24 protein-coding genes are annotated in these 25262 nt (G+C 42.4%); 15 read left to right on the top strand and 9 right to left on the bottom strand.

The window, feature by feature from the left end; all coding sequences use genetic code 11:
• The first annotated feature begins 25 nt into the window (after positions 1-25).
• Both FTU77_RS00215 and ppk1 read left to right on the top strand, forming a co-directional pair.
• Positions 26-994, top strand: coding sequence for a bile acid:sodium symporter family protein (locus FTU77_RS00215; RefSeq protein ID WP_078190620.1), 969 nt, complete (start codon positions 26-28; stop codon positions 992-994).
• 206 nt (positions 995-1200) lie between these two features.
• Positions 1201-3264, top strand: a complete 2064-nt coding sequence (gene ppk1 / locus FTU77_RS00220) for a polyphosphate kinase 1 (RefSeq protein ID WP_180054163.1) — start codon at positions 1201-1203, stop codon at positions 3262-3264.
• A gap of 49 nt (positions 3265-3313) precedes the next feature.
• Here ppk1 and FTU77_RS00225 read toward each other — a convergent pair whose 3' ends face one another.
• The gene (locus FTU77_RS00225; RefSeq protein WP_078190618.1) at positions 3314-4570 is read right to left on the bottom strand and encodes a hypothetical protein; all 1257 of its coding nucleotides are present in this window, start codon (positions 4568-4570) and stop codon (positions 3314-3316) included.
• 77 nt (positions 4571-4647) lie between these two features.
• Here FTU77_RS00225 and serB point away from each other — a divergent pair, with 77 nt between their 5' ends.
• From serB to FTU77_RS00245, 4 genes are all read left to right on the top strand, one after another.
• The gene (gene serB, locus FTU77_RS00230; protein ID WP_078193257.1) at positions 4648-5868 is read left to right on the top strand and encodes a phosphoserine phosphatase SerB; all 1221 of its coding nucleotides are present in this window, start codon (positions 4648-4650) and stop codon (positions 5866-5868) included.
• Positions 5869-6282: 414 nt separating this feature from the next.
• Positions 6283-6615: an AciT family ciprofloxacin tolerance protein gene (gene aciT, locus FTU77_RS00235; RefSeq protein ID WP_078190616.1), complete on the top strand. Its 333-nt coding sequence runs from the start codon at positions 6283-6285 to the stop codon at positions 6613-6615.
• 156 nt (positions 6616-6771) lie between these two features.
• On the top strand, positions 6772-7251 hold the full coding sequence (locus FTU77_RS00240) for an SCP2 sterol-binding domain-containing protein (protein ID WP_078190615.1): 480 nt from the start codon (positions 6772-6774) through the stop codon (positions 7249-7251).
• Positions 7252-7318: 67 nt separating this feature from the next.
• Positions 7319-7828, top strand: a complete 510-nt coding sequence (locus tag FTU77_RS00245) for a hypothetical protein (RefSeq protein WP_180054165.1) — start codon at positions 7319-7321, stop codon at positions 7826-7828.
• A 61-nt stretch (positions 7829-7889) separates the two neighbouring features.
• Here FTU77_RS00245 and dtd read toward each other — a convergent pair whose 3' ends face one another.
• Positions 7890-8330: a D-aminoacyl-tRNA deacylase gene (gene dtd, locus FTU77_RS00250; RefSeq protein ID WP_180054167.1), complete on the bottom strand. Its 441-nt coding sequence runs from the start codon at positions 8328-8330 to the stop codon at positions 7890-7892.
• A gap of 229 nt (positions 8331-8559) precedes the next feature.
• Here dtd and FTU77_RS00255 point away from each other — a divergent pair, with 229 nt between their 5' ends.
• The 5 genes from FTU77_RS00255 to asd all read left to right on the top strand — a co-directional run bounded on the left by FTU77_RS00255 (position 8560) and on the right by asd (position 13967).
• Positions 8560-10077 carry a catalase gene (locus FTU77_RS00255; protein WP_180054169.1) on the top strand — a complete coding sequence of 506 codons (1518 nt, stop codon included), beginning with the start codon at positions 8560-8562 and terminating at the stop codon, positions 10075-10077.
• Positions 10078-10261: 184 nt separating this feature from the next.
• On the top strand, positions 10262-10762 hold the full coding sequence (locus FTU77_RS00260; RefSeq protein ID WP_078193253.1) for an ankyrin repeat domain-containing protein: 501 nt from the start codon (positions 10262-10264) through the stop codon (positions 10760-10762).
• Positions 10763-10908: 146 nt separating this feature from the next.
• Positions 10909-12117, top strand: coding sequence for a nicotinate phosphoribosyltransferase (gene pncB / locus FTU77_RS00265; protein WP_180011649.1), 1209 nt, complete (start codon positions 10909-10911; stop codon positions 12115-12117).
• Between the two features lie 153 nt (positions 12118-12270).
• Entirely contained in the window at positions 12271-13119 is an 849-nt protein-coding gene (locus FTU77_RS00270) for a sulfurtransferase (protein WP_180024687.1), read from the top strand.
• Positions 13116-13967: an archaetidylserine decarboxylase gene (gene asd, locus FTU77_RS00275; protein WP_078190610.1), complete on the top strand. Its 852-nt coding sequence runs from the start codon at positions 13116-13118 to the stop codon at positions 13965-13967. Before FTU77_RS00270 ends, asd begins: the two co-directional genes overlap by 4 nt.
• Positions 13968-14113: 146 nt before the next feature.
• Here asd and FTU77_RS00280 read toward each other — a convergent pair whose 3' ends face one another.
• Both FTU77_RS00280 and argS read right to left on the bottom strand, forming a co-directional pair.
• Complete coding sequence (locus tag FTU77_RS00280; protein ID WP_180004357.1) at positions 14114-14713, bottom strand: SPOR domain-containing protein; 600 nt, start codon at positions 14711-14713, stop codon at positions 14114-14116.
• 302 nt (positions 14714-15015) lie between these two features.
• A complete protein-coding gene (argS, locus tag FTU77_RS00285; RefSeq protein ID WP_180054170.1) occupies positions 15016-16806 on the bottom strand; it encodes an arginine--tRNA ligase in 1791 nt (596 codons plus the stop codon).
• 177 nt (positions 16807-16983) lie between these two features.
• On the opposite strand from argS, the gene FTU77_RS00290 reads away from it, so the two are divergent.
• Positions 16984-17271 (top strand): DUF2798 domain-containing protein, encoded by a 288-nt coding sequence (locus tag FTU77_RS00290; RefSeq protein WP_372491143.1) that lies wholly within the window; start codon positions 16984-16986, stop codon positions 17269-17271.
• A gap of 59 nt (positions 17272-17330) precedes the next feature.
• On the opposite strand, the gene FTU77_RS00295 is transcribed toward FTU77_RS00290, so the two are convergent.
• The 4 genes from FTU77_RS00295 to FTU77_RS00310 form a co-directional block, all read right to left on the bottom strand.
• Entirely contained in the window at positions 17331-17924 is a 594-nt protein-coding gene (locus FTU77_RS00295) for a hypothetical protein (protein WP_168379702.1), read from the bottom strand.
• A gap of 106 nt (positions 17925-18030) precedes the next feature.
• The gene (locus FTU77_RS00300) at positions 18031-19341 is read right to left on the bottom strand and encodes a DUF445 domain-containing protein (RefSeq protein WP_180025876.1); all 1311 of its coding nucleotides are present in this window, start codon (positions 19339-19341) and stop codon (positions 18031-18033) included.
• Between the two features lie 26 nt (positions 19342-19367).
• The gene (locus FTU77_RS00305) at positions 19368-19925 is read right to left on the bottom strand and encodes a hypothetical protein (RefSeq protein ID WP_180054171.1); all 558 of its coding nucleotides are present in this window, start codon (positions 19923-19925) and stop codon (positions 19368-19370) included.
• Positions 19926-19984: 59 nt separating this feature from the next.
• Positions 19985-20524, bottom strand: coding sequence for a DUF924 family protein (locus FTU77_RS00310; RefSeq protein ID WP_078190604.1), 540 nt, complete (start codon positions 20522-20524; stop codon positions 19985-19987).
• A gap of 210 nt (positions 20525-20734) precedes the next feature.
• Between FTU77_RS00310 and gshA the strand changes: the two genes are divergently transcribed.
• Together gshA and FTU77_RS00320 are read left to right on the top strand one after the other, a co-directional pair.
• A complete protein-coding gene (gshA, locus tag FTU77_RS00315; protein WP_168379700.1) occupies positions 20735-22312 on the top strand; it encodes a glutamate--cysteine ligase in 1578 nt (525 codons plus the stop codon).
• A gap of 21 nt (positions 22313-22333) precedes the next feature.
• A complete protein-coding gene (locus FTU77_RS00320; protein ID WP_078190602.1) occupies positions 22334-22861 on the top strand; it encodes a disulfide bond formation protein B in 528 nt (175 codons plus the stop codon).
• Positions 22862-22932: 71 nt separating this feature from the next.
• Here the strand turns inward: FTU77_RS00320 and FTU77_RS00325 are convergent, their stop codons facing one another.
• On the bottom strand, positions 22933-24264 hold the full coding sequence (locus tag FTU77_RS00325; RefSeq protein ID WP_180025879.1) for an alpha/beta hydrolase: 1332 nt from the start codon (positions 24262-24264) through the stop codon (positions 22933-22935).
• Between the two features lie 243 nt (positions 24265-24507).
• Here FTU77_RS00325 and FTU77_RS00330 point away from each other — a divergent pair, with 243 nt between their 5' ends.
• Entirely contained in the window at positions 24508-25107 is a 600-nt protein-coding gene (locus FTU77_RS00330; RefSeq protein ID WP_180054341.1) for a YqiA/YcfP family alpha/beta fold hydrolase, read from the top strand.
• The last annotated feature ends 155 nt before the right edge of the window (positions 25108-25262 follow it).

Raw genomic sequence — 25262 nt, forward strand, 5'->3', positions numbered from 1 at the left:
CCCTGTTTTTAAATGGAAGATGCCTATGTCGGCTTTCTTAAAATTCACTCAATTTGTGCAGAAAACATTTGCGATTTGGGTGGTGCTGTTTGCAGCGCTCGCCATGTTTTTTCCCGATGTATTTGTTTGGTTAAAAGCATATATCCCATGGATGCTAGGCATCATTATGTTGGGTATGGGCATGACCATGACACTGCAAGATTTTAAAAGTGTATTGCAAAGTCCGAAAGCTGTGATGATCGGGGTTTTGGCACAGTTTATTGTGATGCCGGGATTGGCATTTTTCTTGTGTAAATTATTACAACTGCCGACAGAAATCGCAATCGGGGTCATTCTTGTCGGTTGCTGTCCGGGTGGAACGGCCTCTAATGTCATCACCTATATGGCAAAAGGCAATACCGCATTATCTGTTGCTTGTACCTCTGTTTCGACATTACTCGCACCGGTTTTAACCCCTGCGATTTTCTATTTGCTGGCAAGCCAATGGATTGAAATTAATGCGGCATCGATGTTGGTTTCAATTTTACAAGTGGTTTTATTTCCGATCATTGTGGGGTTAATGATTCGAACTGTCTTTAAGCACCGAGTGGATGCCTATATACAGGTCATGCCATTGGTTTCTGTTGTGGCAATTGTGGCGATTGTGGCGGCAATCATTGCGGGTAGCCGAACACAGATTTTGCAATCAGGTTTACTGATTCTTGGGGTAGTTGCCTTACATAATGGCTTGGGCTATCTATTGGGTTTTTGGGCCAGCCGACTATTTAAATTGCCCTATGCAGACTGTAAAGCAGTGTCGATTGAAGTTGGGATGCAAAACTCAGGTTTGGGTGTGGCATTGGCGGCGACCCATTTTGCCGCTTCACCTCTGACCGCTGTGCCGAGTGCGATTTTTAGTTTGTGGCACAATATCTCGGGTCCTGCACTGGCAACCTATTGGGCAGCACGGACGAGTGAGCCCAAAGCATCGGAACAAGACAAGCCTGTGCAATAAACGAAAAAACAATTCAGTAAAATAGAGGGCAATGTCCCTCTTTTTTGATGTCGAAAATAAATTTTACGATTTGATGAATACGGCTTTAGAGAATTGGATGCTTTTTTAATTGATTAATGCTATTTGTAACATAAGTGTCATATCCGCTGCCTAACATGCCGGCAAACACTTTAGATATAGACTGTTTCAAACAGCATTGAGAGGGTATGCAACATTTTCAGCATTCATCAGAGACCTATTATAATCGTGAATTGTCACTTTTAGATTTCAATCGGCGGGTCTTGGCTCAGGCACTCGATTCAAGTTTACCTTTACTTGAACGCTTGAATTTTCTCATCATTTTTTCACGCAATTTAGATGAATTCTTTGAAATTCGCATTGCGGGGCTGATGAAACAACGAGATTTGAATGCGATTGCACGGACGCCAGATGCCATTCCGACTGAAGTGGTCTTAGATGAACTTTCCCAAGTGATTCATGACACGGTTGCAGAGCAATACCAGACCCTCAATCATGCTGTATTGCCTGCATTACAAAGTGAAGGCATTCGCTTTATTCAATTTAAAGATATTTTAGAAAAACATCGGGCGTGGATTAGCCATTATTTTAGTAAAGAAGTTCAACCGGTCTTAACACCAATTAGCTTAGATCCATCGCATCCGTTTCCACGCTTGGTCAATAAAAGCCTCAACTTTATTGTGAGCCTAGAAGGAAAAGATGCCTTTGGTCGTGCCATTGAAATGGCGATTGTGCCTGCGCCACGTTCCTTGCCGCGTTTAATCAAAATGCCCGTCGAAGTTGAAGGCAGTACAGAAACACAAATTTTTCTGACCGCCATTATTCAGCAACATATCAATGATTTATTTCCGGGGATGAAAGCGACAGGCTGTTATGCCTTTCGAGTGACACGCAATGCAGATTTGGTTCTGGCTGAAGATGTAGATGACTTGGCGGTGGCATTAAAAGATGAATTGTCTTCACGCCGTTTTGGTCGGGCAGTTCGCTTAGAAATTGAAGATGATTGTCCACAAAGCATTATTGATTATTTGTTAGATGAATTTGATTTGAGTGAGCAGGAGCTCTATCGCATTGAAGGCCCGATCAATTTATCACGTCTCAGTACTAGTTTTAATCGACCTGAACTGAAATATCCGGTCTATACACCGATTATTCCTAAAGTTTTTCGTAAACAAACCGCGATTTTTGATGTATTAAAAACACAAGATGTGTTGTTACATCATCCGTTTGACTCCTTTCAACCGGTCATCAACTTATTACGTGAAGCTGCAAAAGACCCTCAGGTATTAGCCATTAAGCAAACGCTCTATCGTAGTGGGCCAGATTCGGACATCGTACAAGTTTTGGCGGAGGCGGCACGCAACGGCAAGGAAGTAACCGCCGTCATCGAACTTCGGGCGCGGTTTGATGAAGAATCCAATATTACCGTGGCCAATATATTGCAAGAAGCGGGCGCTGTCGTGGTGTATGGCATTGTGGGCTATAAAACCCATGCCAAGATGATTTTGATTGTACGCCGTGAAAATAATCAGTTGTTACGCTACGCCCATTTGGGAACAGGTAATTACCACGCAGGCAATGCGCGGATGTATACCGATTATGGCCTGATGACGACGCATTCCGATATTTGCGAAGATGTGCATCGTATGTTTCAGGAACTGACCGGCATGGGCAAGATGGCGAAGCTGAAAGCCTTACTGCATGCACCATTTACCCTGCATACTGAATTACTGAAACTGATTGAACAGGAAATTGTTGCCGCACAAGCGGGAAAATACGCAAGAATTATTGTGAAGGTCAATGCACTCACGGAACCGCAACTGATTGCTGCTTTGTATCGTGCATCGCAAGCAGGGGTACGTGTAGATTTAATTATCCGTTCGATTTGTTGTTTGATTCCTCAGGTCAAAGGTATGTCTGAGAATATTCATGTGAGATCTATCGTTGGGCGCTTTTTAGAGCATACTCGAGTGTATTATTTTGAGCATGCAGGCGAAAAACGATTGTACTGTGCCAGTGCCGATTGGATGGGACGTAACTTATTTTCACGGGTCGAAACCTGTTTTCCCATTTTGGAAAGCCGTTTGAAAAAACGCATTATGAAAGATGGTCTACTTAACTATTTGGAAGATAATCAAAATGCATGGGAAATGCAGTCGAATGGGCAATGGGAGAAAGTCGCGGTTGAAGCAGGTACCGAACCGCATAACGCGCAAAAATATTTGATTGCACAGAAAATTTCGACTGTTTAAGACAAAAAAATCCCGACTCAAGTCGGGATTTTTGATTGCGCTAAAACCTTTACGAGGCTTTTGACTGTTTGGATTTTAAAATTTCAGTTCTGAAGTTTTGAGCCAATTCAGCGGCATCACTGTCCATTCCATTGAGCATAAACGCATGACGCGTCAACACATTGGTCGGATTTGGCAAGCTGACCAATTGGAAATGATCTGAAATCTCTTTGAGCAAAGTTGTCGGCACATGAATGGCACTTTCTTTGGCAACCAATTGTTGGACTAAACGTTCAGCCGCTTGTACAGAAGACAATTGCATAGCTTCGACAGAGCTTGAAATCGCACTACGGGTTTGTAAAACGAAACGTTTTTCTTCACGGTAGCGTTTATATAAAACATCTGAGAGCAATTGGAATACTGAGCTGATCATGGTGAGACAGCGTAGCGCATCTGGAGTGTCAGCGGTCATGCTGATGGTTGCGCCATGTTCATCAAACTTATGCACTGTACTGATGTCAGAACTGTTCAATTTATAATGTTGAACACAGAGTTCTGTGGTTTTATTCAAGAAAATTTGGCAGAGATTAAAATACGGCACAGACACGGTTTTGTTGACGCTATCGAGAAGCTGTTTCGGATCATAAAATTGAATATTTAATGCCAAGCTGTTGCTGTCGAGAACCACTGGTTTCATATCTTTATGCTGTTTTGCTTTGGCTTGCGCATTTTGCTGCGCTTGAGCAATCGCCACAGCGGCATTGTGTTTTTCTTGTTCTAAAGCCTGCGCTAGCGTTTGAATTTCATGTTTTAGACGTGATTCATTGTTGATTCGCGCTAAATATTCAGTACGACTTGGACGTGCAATTGCGCGATACGCTAACCACAACAAGCCATGTAAGAATAATGAAAATAGAATCGCGGCCCATTGCGTACGTAAGATTTCACCAATACTTGGTTTAATTAAGGTGATTTCAACCGTTCCAACTTTCTTTTCGTTTTGCAGCGCATCACGAACAAAGATTTCACCGTCACGGGTTTTGGTCAAACCGCCTGTAGCCAAGACTTGATTATTGGCATTTAAGATGCGGATGGAAGCCACGCTCGGGTTGGTTGCATAGCGGTCAGCAAGTAAGGCTAATGATACGGTATTGGCCGGCTCAAGCTCAGATAGGCTGTCTGTAACCAATTGACTGGTCATCAGTTGTCCCTGACTGGCACGGTTTTCGTTCAGTTGGTGGGTTGTTGCCAATACCAATAAAAAGGTATGCAAAGCAAAACAAACTACTAATAGGCTAGCAAATAGCCCTTGTCTAGGCGCATTCAACGTAAACTTCCAAGGCAATTCTATTCAATTTAGATTATGATTCTTACATTAGTTGTAGCTCAGACCCGAGTCAATTCATGCGAGAAATCATTCTTATATCACTTTTAGGACCTGACCAACCTAATCAATTTACACGATTAATGCAGGTTTTGTCCGCACATTCCTTACAGATTTTAGATGTCGGACAAGCAGTCATCCACAATCAGCTGACTTTAGGTATTGTTGTTTCGTCGGAAGACCAGACTGCGACAGCATTAGCCATGAAGGAGATGTTGATTTTAGCACATGATATTGGCTTAACTGTGCGCTTTAAACCAATCTCTACAACAGAATATCAACAATGGGTAAATGAGGGAGGCCGCACACGCTATATCGTTACGGCACTTGCGCCAGAATTACAGGCATCTCATTTACAGGCAGTTACAAATATTGTGTCGAGCCAAGGCTTCAATATTGAAACTGTGACTCGTTTATCTGGCCGTCCAGAGTTAGATGGATCGAGCGAAGGTCCGCGCCGTGCCTGCGTTCAATTTGGTTTAAAAGGCCAAATGTTGGATGCCACTGCGATGCGTGCAGCATGTTTACGTCTATCTACCGAACTTGGGGTAGATGTTGCCGTTCAAGAGGACAATGCTTACCGTCGTAATCGTCGTTTAGTTTGTTTTGATATGGACTCGACGCTGATTGAGCAAGAAGTAATTGATGAATTGGCGATTGAAGCGGGTGTTGGCGCTCAAGTGGCAGAAATCACTGAACGTGCTATGCAAGGTGAACTCGATTTCCAACAAAGTTTCCGTGCACGTGTGGCACTGCTCAAAGGTATGGATGCTTCGGTATTGCCTAAGATTGCAGAACGTCTGACTGTCACAGAAGGTGCGGAACGTCTCATTTCAACGCTTAAATCATTGGGTTATCGCACGGCTATTTTGTCAGGTGGTTTTCAGTATTTTGCCGAATATCTACAAGCAAAACTGGGTATCGATGAAGTCCATGCCAATGTACTGGACGTACAAGATGGTGCTGTAACAGGTGAAGTGAAAGGCCATATTGTAGATGGTGCCCGCAAAGCCTTCTTATTGACACAAATCGCTGAAGAAATGGGGATTTCATTAGAACAAGCCATTGCAGTCGGTGATGGTGCGAATGACTTACCTATGTTGTCTTTAGCTGGCTTAGGCGTTGCCTTCCGTGCGAAACCTTTGGTGCGTCAAAATGCCAATCAAGCCATTTCAAGCGTGGGTCTAGATGGTGTTCTTTACCTGCTTGGTGTGCATGATAAAGATTTGAATCGTGCTTAAAACCATTTAAGTCATACTAAAAAACGTAGCCAAAAGGCTGCGTTTTTTTATGCCAAAAATTCAGCTCATCCGATGAACGGTAGAAGAAAATTGTCGATAAAAACAACGATTAACAGCATTCGAAAAATTAATTTTTTTAGCCTAAAACCAGCTGTTTTTTTTGTAATGACACTCGAAACGAGATGCCATCATTGTTCTAGAAATTCTTTAAAAAGAAAAAATGTAATGACAAAATAATGTTGCGACAAGGTGTGTCGCATGGACAAAAAACGAGACTTTTTTTATGCAAAAAACTCAGCATAATGCTTGCAAGAGATTGAGATCGACCAAATCTATTTACTGAAGATACAGTAGTGAGACGGCTCAGCATCCTGTAAGACAAGAGATGTCAGCTGTCAAATGACGGAGGTTTTTATGTTAACAGCGAATTTAGCAACAATCGTTGGCCTGAGCTTGGTATCGGCGGCTGTGATTGCTGTTTTCTTCTCGCCTTATCGTCGCTGGTTAAGTTTTATGCTGGCGGGGATGCTGGTGTGGGGACTCATTGAAGTGATTCGATTTGGCACACAAACCATGTTTGAATTATCAGTGACCTATAGTTATTTAACGGCATTAATGGCCGCAATGGTGGTATTCACTTTAGTATTGTTACGTGAAGACCGCCGTGCAGAGCGTGCGATGGCAAAGCGCCAATGTATAGAGCACACGCCTGTATATGATGAAGAACAGCAATGTTCGAGCCGATAAGTGTCAGAACAAAATTTCAATGAAAATGCGCCTGAGGGCGCATTTTTTTATGAACGCATTAGTCCGATTTGAGATACAAAGCCTTACTTCTCAAAAGCCAAGTTATGGTAGGATGAAGCCAGTCAATTTTCCAACAATTACAATAGGCTTTAAGTCATGAAACTATCATCAATTCCTGTCGTAAAACTACCTTTAGTTGATGTCAGTACGGATCCACTTGATTTACTCGTGGCAGGTTTAGCGCTTCGTATGAAACAGCTTGCACGTACTAGCCCTAAATTCATTGAATTGGTTCATGAACGTCAATTCCGCATTCAAATCGGTACAGATTTGGGTGTTGCACGTCAAATTATTGTAAATAATGGACAGATTGATACTGTTTCAGGCGATGCGGAAAAAGCAGACTTTATTTTGCAATTTGCGGACAGCGAACAGGGCGTGAAAACCCTAATGAAAGGTGACCCAACAGCATTTATGACGGGTATGCAAAATGGCAGTATTAAAATGGAAGGTGATTTTGGTCTACTGGTCTGGTTTAACCAAGTGGCGAAGTTAATTCCACCTAAACTTCCAAAACCGGTTAAAGAAAAAATCAAAATCGCACGTGCGTTTATTAAAGAAAAAACCGGTAAATAATTTTAATTTTCGTTGAAAATTAACGTTTTTTTGGTAAAAATACCCCCACTTTTTAGGGGGTATTTTTATGAAAAAATTAATTACGTCGGGTTTAATTGCTGCATCATTAACAATGACAGGTTGTGCAAGTATCATTTCGGGGTCAACTCAAACTTTAACGTTTAAGTCAGTGCCGGATGAAGCATCGATTTCAATTACAAATAAAGCGGGGGAAAAGGTACATACAGGTATCACACCTGCAACTGTAACTTTAAAACGCGGTACAGGATATTTTAAACCAGCAGCTTATGAAGTAACGTTCAAAAAAGATGGTTTTCAAACAAAAACTGTGCAGGTAACAGGGACAGTAAATGGTTGGTATGTAGCCAATATTATTTTTGGTGGATTAATTGGTTTATTAATTGTTGATCCAGCTACTGGTGCAATGTATACATTGAATCCCGCTGATGTAAATACTGTTCTAGACGCAAATCAAACAACAACGTCAAAGAAAAATGATCAGTCATTAACAGTCATGCTTGTGAAAGATATCCCTGTGGAAGTAATGCAACGTGCAAAACTGATTACAACCATTTAAGACCGTATTATTCTAGCTTGTGAAAAGCCCTCAAAAGAGGGCTTTTTTAATGCTTCAGTGGTTATTCAACTTCTAAATTAAAGGTCACTGGACCGTCATTGACCAAATGCACTTTCATGTCGGCAGCAAAGATGCCTGTTTGTACATGGTCATATTGGCTCTTGGCGTAATCGACCAGCTGTTCATACAGCGCTTTGGCATCGCTTGGCGGCATGGCAGGGCCAAAATCGGGGCGCAGGCCTTTTTGCGTTTGTGCCATCAGAGTAAATTGAGACACCAAGAGGATACCGCCGCCGGCTTGACTGACATTCCAGCCCATCTTGCCTTGTTCATCATCAAAAAAACGGTATTTCAAGATCTTATCGATCAGTTTTTTGCCCTTTTCTAAATCGTCAGCTTTACCAAGTCCTAAAAACACTAAAATACCGTGATTGATTTCACCCGTGATCTCACCATCGACCACTACTTTGGCTTCCAAAACACGTTGTAACAAGGCCCGCATAAATTCTTCCGAGTAGAAAATTGAACATAGGGCAGGGATTGTAGCAAAGACAGCATTCTTTCGAAGCGATGTTTAGAAAATTTTGGGCTCAAACATTTGAAAATGAAATGTATATTTTTTATAAATCTAATAATACGATTGAATTTATAAAAATAATCTGTTTTATCTATTTATTGAATATCAGTATCTTTGCGGGGCAGGAAAGGTATTTAACAGAGAGATTAAGACGATGTTTAAGCGTTCTTTATTGGTTGCGATGTTAGCAACAGCAACAGCGGCGACTCAAGCAGCGCCATTAACCAAAGACAATGGTGCACCAGTAGGCGATAACCAAAACTCGATTACTGCGGGTCCAAATGGTTCAGTTCTACTTCAAGACGTGCAATTGGTTCAAAAATTACAACGTTTTGGTCGTGAGCGTATTCCTGAGCGTGTGGTACATGCCCGTGGTACAGGTGCTTATGGTGAATTCGTTGCAACTAAAGATTTATCTGATCTAACCATTGCTTCATTGTTCAAAGCAGGTACCAAGACTCCAGTTTTCTTACGTTTCTCGACTGTAATTCACGGTAAAGGTTCTCCAGAAACTTTACGTGATCCGCACGGTTTTGCGATTAAGTTCTATACACAAGAAGGCAACTGGGACTTAGTGGGTAACCAAACTCCAGTGTTCTTCATCCGTGATGCGATCAAATTCCCAGACTTCATCCATGCCATGAAGCCTAGCCCAATCAACAACGTTCAAGACGCAAACCGCGTATTTGATTTCTTGTCTAGCCAGCCATGGGCAACCAACATGTTGACTTATGTGTATGGTAACCAAGGCGTGCCTACCAGCTACCGCGAACAAGACGGCTTTGGTGTGCATGCATACAAGCTTTATAACGACAAAGGCGAATACAAATACGTTAAATTCAACTTCCGCTCTAAACAAGGTGTGAAAGGTCTGAACGTTAAAGAAGCTGCTGAGCAACAAGGTAAAGATTTCAACCACTTGACTAACGATCTTTATAACAACATCAATGCTGGTAAATTCCCGAAATGGGATCTTTATATCCAAGTGTTAGATCCTAAAGATTTAAACAGCTTTGATTTTGACCCACTTGATCCAACTAAAATCTGGCCAACGAACTTAGTTCCAGAAACTAAAGTGGGTACATTGACGCTGAACCGTATGCCGAAAAACTTCTTCCAGGAAACGGAACAAGTGGCATTGGCTCCAGGTAACTTAGTCCCAGGTATCGAGCCATCAGAAGACCGTCTGCTGCAAGGCCGTATCTTTTCTTACTCAGATACACAAATGTACCGTTTAGGTGCGAACCACCAACAAATTCCAGTCAACCGTCCATTAGTTGCTGTAAACAACAACAACCAAGATGGTTACATGAATGTTGGCGGCACTTCATCAAATGTGAACTACGAGCCAAGCCGTATTGAGCCAAAACCAGCGACTGCGAAAGCGCGTGCGGTTGAAACACCGCTTTCTGGCACAGTTCAGCAAAAAGGCGTGAAAGAGCAAAACTTCAAGCAGGCGGGTGAGCTTTATCGTTCATACTCTGCGAAAGAGAAAGAAAACTTAATCATGAACTTGGCTGCTGACCTTGGCAACGTAAAAGATTCGGAAACGAAACACATCATGTTGTCTTACTTCTACAAAGCAGATGCAGACTACGGTATGCGTATGACCAAAGCAGTAAACGGTAACCTTGCAACTGTAAAAGCCAAAGCAGCACAACTGAAAGACTAATTTCGATCAGTCTGAAGGATTGGTAACTAGGGGCTAGAACGTTACCTCAAAAAAGTCCTATGAAGCTCCATACCTTTCCTGCACCCTAGGGGGAGTTTCATAGGCACTCCTTAAATATTCATTTTTTTAATGAAATGAATTGTTTCCAATTCAATTCTACATTCGATTTCTGTTGGAGTTCATCATGAAAGTTATGCAACATTTGACTTTAGCCAGTCTTCTAGCGTTTGGTTCCGCATTCGCAAACGTGGCAATCGCGGAAGATATCTCCCCCGCTAAAGCAACTGCAAGCGATCAGATGACCTCACAACAGGAATTGATCGCAATTTTCTTTGCTGCAGCCAAAACTGGCAATGAAGAAGTCATCAATGAATTTCTTAAGCACGGTTTTCCGGTCGATGTGCGCAATGCTTCGGGTTTTACACCACTGATGATGGCGACCTATTATGGTCATCAAAATATTGTGACTCGTTTGCTAGAACAAGGTGCAGACCGCTGCGCACGTGACAATAAAGGCAACACCGCATTGATGGGTGCCATGTTTAAATTAGAATGGGCGATTGCAAAGCAATTACGCCAAGTGGATTGCGATGCAAATGCCAAAAAAATGGGGCAAAAGACTGCAGAACAGTTTGCGCGTGAATTTGGTCAAGAAGAAAAATATCGACAGTTACTCAAAAAATAGTGAGCTTGATCGCGCTCAGCTTCAGCAAAAAAATTGAAAAAAGTCGATGAATCGCGGTGATTTATAAGTTATTCCACTAAATCAATCGGCTTTTTATCAATAAAGTATGCTTTAATGCAAAGAGTTGATAAAAACTGAAAGTCTTTATGTCTCCAATCATCCAATCCTTATTAGACACAGATCTGTATAAATTCACCATGCTTCAGGTGGTGTTACACAAATTTCCGCAAACCCATAGTGTGTATCACTTTCGTTGCCGTAACTTGGATGATACAGCCTATCCACTGGTTGAAATTTTGGATGATTTAAACATGCAGCTCGACATGCTTTGTCAGTTGAAGTTTAAAGAAGATGAATTGCAGTATTTACGCAGTTTACGTTTTATTAAAAGCGATTTTGTTGATTATCTTGAATTATTTCAGCTTAAACGCCGTTTTATTAAAGCGGGTATTGATGATGAAGGTCGACTCGACATTTGGGTAGAAGGCCCAATGGTTCAAGCGATGATGTTTGAAATCTTTGTTTTAGCCATCGTCAATGAATTATATTTCCAACGTATTCGTACACCCGAAGTTTTAGCCGAAGGTGAGCGCCGTTTGCAACATAAGATTGCCTTGCTGAAGCAGTATGAAGCACGGCAAAATCCAAATGATCCACCATTCTTGGTCTCTGATTTTGGCACGCGTCGTCGTTATAGTTATGCATGGCAAAAGCATGTAATTGAAGAATTAAATCAGGCTTCACCGTATATTTTCCGCGGTACAAGTAATGTTCTGATTGCCAAAGACTTGAACATTACTCCAATTGGTACAATGGCGCATGAGTTCCTACAAGCATTCCAAGCGCTTGATGTTCGTCTACGTAACTTCCAGAAGTCTGCGCTAGAAACATGGGTACAGGAATACCGCGGTGACTTAGGAATAGCCTTAACGGACGTTGTCGGTATGGATGCGTTCCTACGTGACTTCGATTTGTACTTTGCCAAACTATTCGACGGTTTACGTCATGACAGTGGCGACCCGTATGAATGGGGCGATAAAGCCTATGCACATTACAAAAAGCTTAAAATTGACAGTAAAACCAAAATGCTGACTTTCAGTGATGGCTTGAACATTGAAAAAGCTTGGGATTTACACAATTACTTTAAAGACCGTTTCCAAGTGAGTTTTGGTATTGGCACCAACTTGACCAATGATATGGGACAAACTGCACTGAATATCGTGCTGAAGTTGGTTGAATGTAATGGTCAATCTGTGGCAAAAATTTCAGATAGTCCGGGTAAAACCATGACGGATAATGATACTTTCTTAGCGTATCTACGTCAGGTGTTTGACATCTCTGAAGTTAGCGCTTAAACACAGCATTAGATAAAAATAAAAAAGCCGAATCAATGATTCGGCTTTTTTATATCTAAAATATTGCTAAAGGAATGCAAAAATTCAGAATAATAGTGAAAATGACTTATGCTAAGATCGAATTTAATCGCACAAAATACAACACGAACAACGATGACAGCATCTACACTGAATTTTGGTCTGCTGATTGAAGCGGAAGAATTGGTTCCACATCTTGGTAATGAAAAACTACGGATCGTCGATTTGAGTCGTCGTTCGGTTTATGACCAATTGCATATTCCACATGCACTGCATGTGCAGCCGAAACTGTTAGTGCGCCAAGAAGAACAAGCGATGGGGCTATTACCTGACCAAGCTGGCTTAGAACAGCTCATTCGCTATCTGAATATCAGTCCAGAACATCATGTAGTAGTGTATGACGATGAAGGTGGGGCATGGGCTGGTCGACTGATTTGGAACTTACATTGCCTCGGTTTTGAAAATACCAGTCTCCTCAATGGTGGCATCCATGCTTGGCTTGGGGCAGGCTTACCGACCTCGTCTGAAATTGAGCAATTTGAACCCGTGAGCCCATTGGTTGAAGTAAGTGCAGAGGCGCGTGCTCAGTATCAAACAAACTATGATGAGCTATTGGCTCGTGTACAGCAGGAGCAGATCCAAGTATGGGACTGCCGTACCGAAGATGAATATACAGGCTTACGTTTGGCTGCGCGACGCGGCGGTCACATTCCGGGGGCACGACATTTCGAATGGAGTACTGCCCTTAACCGAGAAAATCATTTAAAATTGCATCCTTTAGAACGCACACAACAACGCTTAGAACAATTGGGATTCAATTTAAACGAACCCGTGGTGGTGTATTGTCAGTCCCATCATCGGTCGGGCCTAGCTTATATACTGGGACGTTTACTCGGTTGGAATATTCGAGCTTATGATGGTGCGTGGAGCGAGTGGGGCAACCGACTCGATAGTCCTGTGATCACCGGAGAGTTGCCGTCTTGAGCCTTACATCTCAGTTAAAAAAACAAATTTTTATTCAAGCTCAGCGTGTTGTTCCACAGCACAAATTATCACGTATCGTGGGTAAATTGGCTGCAAGCGAAAACCCTGTGGTGAAAAATGCCGTGATTACCGCATTTAAAGCGCAGTATGGCATCGACATGTCGATTGCTGAGCAAAGCAATGCCTTAAAATTTAAATCCTTCAATGAATTTTTCACTCGCTCTTTAAAAGAAGGCGTGCGTGCAGTCGATGCTGATCCATCCAGTGTTGTTTCACCTGCAGATGGTGCGATTTCACAACTGGGTAAAATTGAAAATGGTGATGTATTTCAGGCCAAAGGCCAGAAGTTCACTGTTGAAAACCTAATTGCCGATCCACAATTGGCTGAACCCTTTAAAAATGGGCAGTTTGCTACGGTTTATTTGTCACCAAAAGACTACCACCGTGTACATATGCCATTTGCAGGGACATTGACAGAAACTTTGTATGTACCGGGTGAATTATTCTCTGTAAACCAAACCACTGCTGAAAATATTCCGGGTTTATTTGCTCGCAATGAACGCATGGTCTGCTTATTTGATACAGAAGTTGGTCGTATGGCGGTTGTACTGGTAGGTGCAATGATCGTGGCAGGTATTGAAACCGTGGCTACAGGTAAAGTTAAACCGACAGGGCGTTTGGAACTGAATCAACACGATTTATTCTTAGAAAAAGGTGCAGAATTGGGCCGTTTCTATTTAGGTTCAACAGCGGTTGTGTTGTTTGAAGAAAACAAAATGCAATGGGATGCGACCTTTAAAGCCAACTCGACTGTGGTGATGGGCGAAGCTTTAGGGCATACCATTTAATGAATTCCCTGTCCCTTTAGGAGAGGGTTAGGGAGAGGTTTTTGAGCTAAGCTGATGTATTCAAAAAAGAATCCCTTCTAACCTCCCTTTATTAAAGGAATGAATAAAAAAAAGCGCCATCAGGCGCTTTTTTTTAATTTCAAAATTTAGCGTTTTACGACAATCGAGTCGATACTGCTATGACGTAAAGTTTGCTGTGCAATCACAGCAGCTTCTTGTGAATCATAGGGGCCAGACACAACGCGATACCAAACTTTGCCGTTTTCATTACTTTGAATCACATCGGCAGATAAACCGTTCAAAATAATTTCAGCACGTCGTGCATCGGCTTGATCAGGATCATCATAACTGCGCACTTGCAGAATATAACTTGCAGCAACAGGCGCAGTTTCTGTGGTTTCTAGTCCAAGCTCTGTGGTTTCAACTGGCTTTTGTTCTGGTGCATCAACAATCACCACCGTTTCTTTATTTTCGGTTTCTGGAACAGCTTGTTCAGGAATTGGCGTCACTTGTTGCTGAGGCAATAGGTCGTAGAAACGATAGTCTTTATTGGTTTCTTCTTGGTAGTGTTCAGAGGTAATTTGACCTTTTGGCTTCACAGGCTCCCAAGGTTTCCAAAGCATGAGCGCAACTAAGAAACTCAACACGATTAAAATGATGACAAGTGTACCTAGCCATGCTGGAATCAATGGTTTTTTAGGCTTATTTGGCCGATCAGATACACCGCGCTGCGTTTTTCCAAACACGTGGAAACCTCATTTAATTTTAATTGTCACGAACCACTTTGGGGCAGCCCAAAGTAGCAAGTCTTGATTGTTATATATTACATGAGTGTCATCAGGAATTTGTTTAATTTTCACAATTTCAGCACAGCCAAGATGACACGGACATATTGCTGAATATAAACGAAATACAGGCTCATTTCGAGCCTGTATTGAAAAGGATTCTTTTTAGCACAATGCAATTGATGACGCTTAAACCCATGCGCTGTGTTTGTGCATGGGCGATGCCGATGAATTTCTATTGTGCTCGCAACATAAAGGGTTGCTTACATGCTTTCAGGCGCACTCACACCCAATAATTCAAGACCATTGCGTAAAACTTGCTGTACGTTTACAGACAGTAATAAGCGAGCTTGAGTCAGTTCTGCATCATCACCCAAGACTTTATTTTCGTTGTACCAACCATGGAACAACGCCGCCAACTCTTTCAAGTAGTTACCCACTTGGTGTGGTTCATAGCTGTTTGCTGCACGAACCACAATTTCAGGATAAGCCGCAAGTTTAGCAAGAACTTCAGTTTCAGCTTCTAACTCAAGTTTAGCTGCAAATTGACGTGCAGCTTCAGCAGAGAATTGAACGTCTGTCGCAGCAGCTTTTTCGAGCATACGGCAGATACGTGCGTGTGCGTATTGGATGTAGTACACCGCATTGTCTTTACTTTGAGACACAGCAAGGTCTAAGTCGAAGTCAATGTGTTGTTCTGATTTACGCATGACGTAGTAGAAACGAGCAGCATCGTTGCCCACTTCTTTACGTAAGTCACGTAAAGTCACGAATTGACCTGAACGAGATGACATTTGAACCATCTCGCCGCCACGCCATAGGCTCACAAATTGAACCAAAAGTACGGTCAATTTTTTAGAATCATAGCCAAGCGCATCAATCGCTGCTTTCACACGTGCAATATAACCGTGGTGGTCTGAACCCCAGATATCAACGATATCGGTATATCCGCGTTGTAGTTTATTTAAGTGATAAGCAATGTCGGATGCGAAGTATGTAGTCTGACCATTACGACGTTTCACAACACGGTCTTTTTCATCACCAAATTCAGTTGATTTGAACCAGATGTTGCCATCTTTTTCGTATAAGAAACCACGTTGATCGAGCATTTGTAATGCTTCATCAATTTTTTCAGTCAAGGTTGCTTCGCTGAACCATTGATTGAAAGTCACGCCAAATTCACAGAGGTCATCTTTAATGTCATCAAGAATGGCTTTCAGCGCAGCTTGATGGAACACACGGTAGCCTGCAGCCAAATGGTTTTGAGAATTATGAATCAAACCATCAATATGCTTTTCTTTGTCGCCAGAAAGCACCACTTTGTTGCCTTCAGCATCAAGCTCAGCTGCATATTGAACGTCTTCTGGTACATCTTTATAGATGTCGGCAACAGGGCGTACATAAGCATCGCCATCTTTGTCGATAATGCTTTGAGCGATTTCTTTAACGTAGTCGCCTTGGTATGCATTTTTAGGGAAGACCAGTTGTTGACCGGTCAATTCTAAATAACGCAGGTAAGTCGATGTCGCCAAGATATCCATTTGACGACCAGCATCGTTGACGTAGTATTCACGGTCAACTTTGGCACCTGTTGCTTCAAGAAGATTGGCAACGGTCATACCGTAAGCTGCGCCACGACCATGACCCACGTGTAGGCTAGACGTTGGGTTGGCTGAAACGAATTCCACTTGAACACGTTTTTCAGCATTGGCCTGTGTGCGACCGAACTGATCTTTCTGAGCTTGAATTTGGTCTAAGACAGCAAAACGTTGGTCAGCATTTAAAAAGAAGTTAATAAAGCCAGGACCTGCAATTTCTGCTTTGCTGATATCTGCGACTTCTGGAAGATTTGCCAGAATTTTTTCGGCTAAATCACGCGGCTTCATACCTGCAGCTTTAGAGGCAATCATGGCAATGTTTGACGCAAAGTCACCGTGGCTTCGGTCTTTGGTTCGGGTCAAATTGCTAGTATTGTTCCAGTCATTTGGGAGTACACCTTCAGCTTGAAGGGATTGCACTGCATGATCGAGCGCTGCTTGTATTGCCGTATTCATAATCAGTCGAAAAATAAATGTCGCAGAAAAACGGTAAATATAGCAAATTTCAGGCTCTTTAGGTGAACCCATTTGTTGCGAATAAAAAATATTCGATAAAAGTGAAGCATTGCTTATATCGAAGTAAAACGATATAAGTGGTTTAGCGATTCAGGATCACTGCTTGAGTATATGGACATGTCACAACCCACCCCTAAAATTTTTGGCAATGTGCCGAAGTTAGCTGCACGCTGGGCGCTGATTATCGTGCCGTTTATTTTGTCTTGTCTCATGAGCGGCATTATTTCGTTTATTAATATGCTCAGAAATTTAGGTTGGTTTGAGGGTTTTCTTACCCTATGGCTGCATAATTGGATGATTTCTTGGGCAATTGCTTTTCCCATTGTGCTGATTTTATTGCCGTTTGTTCGAAAATTTACAGGCCTGTTGGTCGATATGTCAGGGCCACAACCACCTGCAAAATAAGCCTGCATGTAAGTCACAGCTGAGTCAAAAGGTGACTTACTGCATTTTGCCTTGAATATTTATAAGCTATCGCGACAACTTACGGCTTTAGAGAGTAACTCGGCTTTGTTGTTTTGGAAGGTATAGAGTTTTGAGGCATTAAACACTTTGATGACTTTAGCTTGAGCGATAGCGGTTTTAAAGTTTTGGAACTTTTGCTGATTGGCTGTCTCAAACGGATTTCCAAAGTTTTTATTGTCGAGCAAAATTTGAATTTGCCCCACATTCGTGTCATGTGCTTTTAGGATGTCTTGGCCATCTGCATTGCTTAAACTGAAAGTAGGGCGCTGAGTGCTGATTTTGCAATTCAATTTGAGGCTCAAGGTGAAATTGTCTGCCGATTTATTTTTGAGGGTAGATGTGCCTTGTTGATCATTTTCAATATAGACCCACTGATTTTTCGGCATATTGGTCAGTAGGGTTTCTAACTGTTGTTGGGTACTTTTGCTGATATCGACTGTGCCTTTTTTATCGATTTCAGGGGCTTTTTCTTTACCGAGCATGCCCATCACTTTGTCGCTGACTGTGCTACTGGTTTTGGAAATGGTCTGGCAAGCGCTTAAGCTACTGATGATTAGAATGAATGGTAGTGTATAGATGGCAGGTAAGTGCATAGATTTTATTGTTCTATTAAATTTTCGGATCGGCAAAGTTTAACGGTTCTACGCATAAAGCTCAAACCTGCGGCCAATCTCCTTTGAGGAGGACTGCTGCAGGCGGCTAAAGCAGCCATTCTACACAGGCACGAATAATCCCTAGTGCGAGGCCAATAAAACCACCGACCACGACACCATTGACTCGAATCATATGCAAGTCGCCACCGACTTCGTTTTCGATCTTATCTATCATTTCACGTGAGTCCCATTCATGTATACGTTCACTGATAAACCGAATGACTTTTTCGCTATATTGATCGGAGAGATTGATGGCAATATCACTCATTTTTTCATTCAGCAATTGGCGTACAGCGACGTTAGAGACAATATTTTCGCCCACTTGTTGAATGGCGACTCTTAAATTTTGTGCAATACCTGAGTCCGGCTTTTGTAGATCAGATTTAATCGCATCACATAAAATCACAACAGCGCCGCTTAAAAAGTTAAGCATTTGTGGGCTGTCTAATAAAGCGTCTTTGGTGCTATTCAAACGTTGGCTGGCTACACTTTGATTGTCTGCCAACTCATGCATGAGTTGCTGTGCCATGTCTTCGATTTTACGGCGCCACGGATGTTCATGGTCAGCAAGCATGGACTCAACACGACTGACCAGTGAATCAATGGTGCGCTGCTGTACATCAATACCAATCCAGCTCGCACCTTTGGCGAGCTTCCAAACCCCGAGTTCTTTAAACAATTGACGTGAAAGGTCGCGGGTTTGTTCTGGATGCTGTGTGACCCAATCATGGGCTAAATCGAGCCCGCGCTGTAACACATCTTGATGGAAGTCATTTTCTAAAACTGCCCGTAGCATTTCACTGGCAAGATGGTTGACTTGCGTATTGCGTACCCATTGCACGCTGTTATTTTGGATAAATTGTCCAATTTGTTCCTGACCGACAAATTCGAAAATTTTCGGTACCGTTTGCTGAATGACTTGGGTCACTTGCGCATTATTGTGCGGATTGGCCAACCATTTCCCGACGGCAAGAGAGAGATCCGTCTCCGCTAAGCTTTTTTCAACCACTTGTGGTGAAAGAAAATTCTCCTGAACAAAGCGGCCCATTGACTCGGCAATGCGTGCTTTATTGCGTGGAATAATTTCTGTGTGGTCACGTAAAAATTTAGGAATCGGAATCCGACCAAAGGGATTGCGAAATAAAACGGTTATCGCATACCAGTCTGCCAAACCACCAACCACGCCAGCTTCTGCTGAAAGCATCAAAATATGAATGAGCCAAACATATTCGGGCAGCAATTTAGCTGCGATCATCAATGCAATCCACGCCAGCACAGCCACCACCAAAGCAATGGTGGCAAAGCGTTTACTGCGTTGCAGACTGGGTGAAACAGCGGGCTGTTCAGTTGGGTTCATCAATGATCGGGTCTCTATGGGTTGACTTATTTGGTGGCAGGCTCAGCGGCTACAGGCAAAGGATTTCCTTGGCTGTCTAAACCATATTTAGCCCCGAGTGATTGCAAAATCAAGCGAGCATCAAAGGCATCCTGAGGGGCTTTGGCACGATCTTTATAGCAAGTAATACTGTAGGAAACTTGAGTTGGATCGAGTGTGACCACCTGTGGAACGTCATAAAACGGGCCTGGCCAAAAACCAGGATGGCGACGGTAATAGCCATATGGATAAGGCATAGGGTCTGGGTAAATCACTGCTTGGCGCGGCGGTTTTTGACTCCGATTACTCGGGTCATCCATGACTTTAAAATATTGAAAGCCATTGTGTAGGGTGGTTTGAGCGGCTTTAACCAAGGTGATTTCTTCGGCAGTACCATAGCTCATATTGGGTCTAGCTTGAAAGCTAATACGATAGCTTTGCGCATTTAATGGTGTCGCAGAATATTGACCGAGTTGTTCAAAGGTCAAAGGTTTTGATGGGGTTGTGGCACAGCCAGTCAAACCGAGTGCTGCGGTCATGGCTGCTGCGATAATGAGTTTGTTCATGCGCATACTCCTGTTCAGTCGGTTCATGGCAAGGGGAGATACTGGCCAAAAGCCGTCAATTAAAAGCTAGAATTGGGCTGGGTTAAAAATTCCAATTCCTCTGCTGTAGATGTTCTGCCCAATACCGCATTGCGATGCGGGTAACGTCCAAATCGATCGATAATCACTTTATGCTTTTTTTCAAATTCTAAGTTGATCGGATTGCCCAGTTGCTCAAATAATTTTAACGCGCTTTGATGGATTTTTGTCGATTCGCTATGCATAAAGGGCATATATAAAAATGAGCGCTGTTCAGGGCTTAATTGTAGATCTAAACCCTGCGCGATAGCTTCTTGTGCAAGCGCCAAAGCCAGTGCATCTTGGGCAAAAGCCAAGCCAGAGTCACGGAATAAATTTCGAGAAAATTGATCTAAAACAATAATTTCAGCCAAGCGACCTTCGGCAGTAGTACGCCATTGCCATAGTTCTGCTTGACTGGCCGCTTGATGGATGTCTTTAAACTTTTTTTCGATTAAAACATCAAAATTATTGCTTTTAGCGAACCAATTGGGCTGATTTTCTGGGTTAAACCAAAATTCGAGAATATCTTGATAATTCATAAGTTTTAAGCATTATTAGCATATATTTGTTTATAAAATCACAAATTTCAAATGTCATATAGAGTAAGTTTGTGATAAAAAATTGCCAAAATAAAATCACGGTTTGTCTCAAAACTATACAGTGGGTCATATGCCCACTTCAAATCGCGTTATACTGATATAAACTGATGATTTTATTTTAGTAGTTTCTTCCATTTAAGCGAGATAGCAATGAGTCAACCCGAATCGACCTCTCAAGACATTTTACCGACTTGGGTAGATTCTTCGCTGATTAAAGGAATGTTGCGCGGTATTGAGCGTGAAAGCTTACGTATGCAAAGCAACGGTTTCTTGTCTCAGGCCGACCATCCCCAAGCCTTGGGTGCGGCTTTGACTCATCCGCATATTACGACAGACTATTCTGAAGCTTTAATGGAATTTATCACGCCGCCAAAAGAAACCATTACCGAGGCGTTGAATTATCTGCAAGATATTCACGCTGTTGCACATACGCATTTAGAACATGGTGAAAAACTTTGGCCATTGTCGATGCCATGCATGTTGGATAAAGACGAAGACAGTATTCGTTTAGCGCAATATGGCAGCTCGAATATAGGACGTTTTAAAACCTTGTACCGTCGTGGTTTAGGGGTGCGCTATGGTCGCCGGATGCAGACCATTTCAGGGGTGCATTATAATTTATCCTTCCCAGATCATTTCTTTGAAGCACTACAACAACACGAAACTGACGATGCTCTCAAAGCATTGAGCTTACAAGATTATCGCAGTCATCGTTATTTCGGCCTGATCCGTAATTTTATTCGTTTAACGCCATTGGTGATGTTTTTGGTTGGGGCGAGCCCGTCGGTGTGTAAATGTTTTATGACTGGACGTGAACATCAGCTGTTACCGCTCTTAAAAGGCACGCTATTTTTACCCTATGCAACGGCGCTGCGTATGGGAAATTTTGGTTATCAAAATTCGGCACAAAAACAGTTAGGGATTCACTACAACGACATTCAGGCATATTTGGAAGGTTTGCAAAAAGCGGTGCATACCCCGTATGCCGCATTTAGTCATTTAGGTTTAAATGATGAACAGGGTGAACCGATTCAAATTAATGACCACGTGTTGCAAATTGAAAATGAATACTACAGTTTGGTTCGTCCGAAACAAGTGCCACAGGATGGTGAAACACCATCTGAAGCCCTGCAAAATCGTGGTGTGGGTTATGTAGAATTACGCGCAGTAGACGTCAATCCTTATAGCCCAATTGGGATCAATGAAGACACGGCAGGCTTGCTCGAAGTGGTGGCTTTATACTGTTTATTGCAAGACAGCCCAGCATTGTTAGATGCCGAACAAAATGAAATTGAGAAAAATCAGGCTGAAGTAGTAAACCGTGGCCGTGCGCCAAACGCAGTGATTTTACAGCAAGGCCAAGCGATTCCAATTGAAACATGGTGTCGTACACATGTTGCAGCGATGCAACCGTTGGCTGAATTGCTGGATGATTCTTACAATACAGATATTTACACTCAGGCAATGGCTGTGATGCAATCACGCATCGATGAAGTCGATGAAACATTGTCGGCACGTATGATTAGCGATACTTTAGAACAAGGTGGAACTTGGGGCTTTGGTAGCTTTATGGCCTTACAACATGCTGAAGTGTATGAGCAGCATGTTTTGAGCCCTGAAACTGCAGCATATTTTGCACAAGCTGCTGAGCAGTCTTTAGAAAAACAGGCTCAACTTGAGCAAGACTGCACCTTGAGTTTTGAAGAATATTTGAAAAACTTTAGATAAAAAATTTTAAGAGGATTTACCATGAAATGGAGTTTCCGCTTCGTGAGTGGTTTGTTGTTTTTAGCCAGCGTGATCGGTATGTCTTTTGCGCTGTTTTTAGAACATGTACAAGGCTTAGAACCTTGTCCATTATGCGTATTCCAACGTATTGGTTTGATTGGACTCGGCATCATTTCATTGATTGCGTTGATTCACAATCCAGCATCGAATTGGGGTAAACGCATTTACGCATTGTTGGGGACACTATCAATTCTTTGGTCTGCTGGGGTGGCTGCGCGTCATATTTGGCTGCAAAACTTACCGCCAGACAAAGTACCTAGCTGTGGCCCGGGACTGGATTATTGGGTAGAAACGCTGCCTTTAAAATCGGTCTTTGAACAAGTACTGACTGGCTCAGGTGAGTGTGCCAAAGTAGATTGGACCTTCTTGGGACAATCATTACCGGTTTGGTCATTGGTGTTTTTTGCGGTCTTAACTTTACTTAGTCTTTGGCAGTTATTGCGTAAATATCCAAGCAAACCCGTGCCACGTTTACGTGATAAATTTTAATTCAGTGATACTAAAAAAGCCCTCAGTTGAGGGCTTTTTTTATACGAGTCTGCATGGGAGGGAAAATTGCGTTAGGTTAGGGCAATGCCTTCCATACTTTCCAAGTCCATCATAAATTCATAGATATGATCACAAGCTTTATCGTCATTGTTTGGATAGAACCAATGCACGATTTGCTCGGCCACTTGCGGGTGATGCTGAATTTCAAAATGGTTTAGTCCATAAAAAATCGCTTTATGTGAATCTGGCACTTTCAGTTGATATCGTGCATTTGGATGTTCCCCCAATGCACTTTTCACACTGACCAAGTAATCTCCAATCACATGTCGCGTTTTATTGCGACGATGTTCATATTCGATGGTCCCTGCCACGAGGTATGTATTGATATGTGATGGAATCGGGGCTGGTTTACGGTTGTCGTCCATGAGTCCAATACGGACATCATTATGTTCCCAATCATCATCACGCACGCTGCCATAGCGCAAATCTAAAATGCCGTTACTACGGATATTCACCACGTGGCCCACGATTTTGACCAAGGGGAAACGCCCCAATTGATCTTGCAGATGAAATCCGACACGTTCAAGTACCGCACCATGATGTGGTGAGCCCAAGCAGACTAGATTTTCAACCTGATGAATCCATTGATACATATTTTGTTTGCCATAAAAAATGGCACTACGGGACACTAAGCCCCCCATACTATGACCAATTAAGTCGATACTGGTAATACCGGGGTTGCGACGGACCAAATCTTCTAATGTATTGGCTAGGCTGCGGCCATTGGTCGAAATACGACGACCCGTGTTGTAATTTAAATACAGCATGGTGTTGTGGTCACGTTGTGACAGTAATTTTTCACCAATGCCGCCATATTTGGCTGTCGACCATGACAGATGATTCATGCAGAGCCCATGAATCAACAGGGTAATACGACCGGTTAATTCGCCTTTTTGTACCGCACCATAATGGTCGTAAACCACCATGGGTAAGGCCATCGGGTTGTGATATTTCAGTAAATAGTCGCCCAAGACCCCATTCAGCGCGCCCACTAAAAAATGTAAAGATGGCGTGAGCGGTTTGTCGTGTAAGCGTGGGAATTTTTCAATAATGCTACGCAGCGTTGGTGCGAGTAAATAATTGCCATAATTGAAAAAGGTGTTGTAAGAAAATTCATAAATCCGTGCAATGGTCGGCTGCTTATGAAAGGCTTTCGAGCCTTGTTCGCTCATTCCAAAAATACTGATTAAAATTTCACGTTGAATGTTTTTGATCAAGTCATGCACGACATCACTAAAACGCATTGTCACGAGCTGTGCCAAACCTTCCAGAACATCAGCTTGACTGGGTGGTGTGCGATCCCATTTACAATAGGTTTCATGCAATGGTGTTAAGCTAGGCATAATGTTCCTATCCTTACATTCAATGCTATCCCTCGATTGTATTTATTACTGGAATAGCCTGAAGTTTCATTGTTTATTTTATAAAATTCTCACGAACAGCTTTTACAATACCGATAACAGACCTGTCGGTGAATGCCTTTTGTCTGACAATTTTACTAAAAATTCAAATTTAGAAAATGTGACGCAGTTAGCACTTATATGCCACTTTTAAAGCAATTTAAAGATCAATTTGGAATCAAAATGATGAATATTGTGTATTTGCATGGTTTTCAAAGTAACTCAAATTCAGTGAAAGGGCAGATATTGCGGCACTATTGCGCAGACTTAAATGGTGTGCACGTGCATTTGCCAGATTTGAATATGCCACCACTACAGGTAATGCAGCAGATGTCAGAGCTGATTGAAGGTTTGGATAATGTGGTTTTGGTCGGTAGCAGTTTAGGTGGCTTTTATGCGACGCAGTTGATGGCACGCCATCACATTCCTGCGGTACTCATCAATCCTGCGGTCTATCCATGGCAATTATTTCGTGATTTATTTGGCGACACGGCATTGCCTTATCAGGTGACTGAAACGTGGTGCTTGGATGATGCACAGCTCAATCAAATGCAGGCTTTGGCTGTATCTAAGGTTGAAAATGCAGATCAACTGTTGGTCTTGCTCCAACAAGGTGATGAAACCTTGGATTATCGAGATGCTGCTGATTTTTATAGTGCGGTTCAAGCCGGCACGGCTATGCTGATCACTGAGGTGGGTGGAACGCATGGCATGGATGATTTTGCAGAAAAAATACCGATGCTCTTGCAGTTTTTGTCCGATGCTGTCAAAAATATGCCTAAATAAAATGATCCAATCCAAATGCTGAAAAGCTAGATCCAACATACAAAAAATGGGCAGTTACGACATCATTTGACGTTTAAATTGTTTAAGAAAATGGCGGCTGATCGCAAGAGATATGCATTTTAATAAAAAAGCATATACTGTAGCGCTTGAAGAAA

It is taken from the genome of Acinetobacter sp. YH12142 (assembly GCF_013418435.1).
GTDB lineage: Bacteria > Pseudomonadota > Gammaproteobacteria > Pseudomonadales > Moraxellaceae > Acinetobacter > Acinetobacter amyesii.

What these genes read in the sequence shown, in the direction of transcription:
- aciT (WP_078190616.1), top strand. Translation starts at nt 6,283, where the DNA reads ATGTTAACAGCGAATTTAGCAACAATCGTTGGCCTGAGCTTGGTATCG.
- FTU77_RS00240 (WP_078190615.1), top strand. Translation starts at nt 6,772, where the DNA reads ATGAAACTATCATCAATTCCTGTCGTAAAACTACCTTTAGTTGATGTC.
- FTU77_RS00325 (WP_180025879.1), bottom strand. Translation starts at nt 24,264, where the DNA reads ATGCCTAGCTTAACACCATTGCATGAAACCTATTGTAAATGGGATCGC.
- FTU77_RS00290 (WP_372491143.1), top strand. Translation starts at nt 16,984, where the DNA reads ATGTCACAACCCACCCCTAAAATTTTTGGCAATGTGCCGAAGTTAGCT.
- dtd (WP_180054167.1), bottom strand. Translation starts at nt 8,330, where the DNA reads ATGCGGGCCTTGTTACAACGTGTTTTGGAAGCCAAAGTAGTGGTCGAT.
- FTU77_RS00310 (WP_078190604.1), bottom strand. Translation starts at nt 20,524, where the DNA reads ATGAATTATCAAGATATTCTCGAATTTTGGTTTAACCCAGAAAATCAG.
- FTU77_RS00330 (WP_180054341.1), top strand. Translation starts at nt 24,508, where the DNA reads ATGAATATTGTGTATTTGCATGGTTTTCAAAGTAACTCAAATTCAGTG.
- FTU77_RS00320 (WP_078190602.1), top strand. Translation starts at nt 22,334, where the DNA reads ATGAAATGGAGTTTCCGCTTCGTGAGTGGTTTGTTGTTTTTAGCCAGC.
- FTU77_RS00270 (WP_180024687.1), top strand. Translation starts at nt 12,271, where the DNA reads ATGACAGCATCTACACTGAATTTTGGTCTGCTGATTGAAGCGGAAGAA.
- gshA (WP_168379700.1), top strand. Translation starts at nt 20,735, where the DNA reads ATGAGTCAACCCGAATCGACCTCTCAAGACATTTTACCGACTTGGGTA.
- serB (WP_078193257.1), top strand. Translation starts at nt 4,648, where the DNA reads ATGCGAGAAATCATTCTTATATCACTTTTAGGACCTGACCAACCTAAT.
- ppk1 (WP_180054163.1), top strand. Translation starts at nt 1,201, where the DNA reads ATGCAACATTTTCAGCATTCATCAGAGACCTATTATAATCGTGAATTG.
- FTU77_RS00260 (WP_078193253.1), top strand. Translation starts at nt 10,262, where the DNA reads ATGAAAGTTATGCAACATTTGACTTTAGCCAGTCTTCTAGCGTTTGGT.
- pncB (WP_180011649.1), top strand. Translation starts at nt 10,909, where the DNA reads ATGTCTCCAATCATCCAATCCTTATTAGACACAGATCTGTATAAATTC.
- FTU77_RS00255 (WP_180054169.1), top strand. Translation starts at nt 8,560, where the DNA reads ATGTTTAAGCGTTCTTTATTGGTTGCGATGTTAGCAACAGCAACAGCG.
- FTU77_RS00295 (WP_168379702.1), bottom strand. Translation starts at nt 17,924, where the DNA reads ATGCACTTACCTGCCATCTATACACTACCATTCATTCTAATCATCAGT.
- FTU77_RS00215 (WP_078190620.1), top strand. Translation starts at nt 26, where the DNA reads ATGTCGGCTTTCTTAAAATTCACTCAATTTGTGCAGAAAACATTTGCG.
- FTU77_RS00245 (WP_180054165.1), top strand. Translation starts at nt 7,319, where the DNA reads ATGAAAAAATTAATTACGTCGGGTTTAATTGCTGCATCATTAACAATG.
- FTU77_RS00300 (WP_180025876.1), bottom strand. Translation starts at nt 19,341, where the DNA reads ATGAACCCAACTGAACAGCCCGCTGTTTCACCCAGTCTGCAACGCAGT.
- FTU77_RS00305 (WP_180054171.1), bottom strand. Translation starts at nt 19,925, where the DNA reads ATGAACAAACTCATTATCGCAGCAGCCATGACCGCAGCACTCGGTTTG.
- argS (WP_180054170.1), bottom strand. Translation starts at nt 16,806, where the DNA reads ATGAATACGGCAATACAAGCAGCGCTCGATCATGCAGTGCAATCCCTT.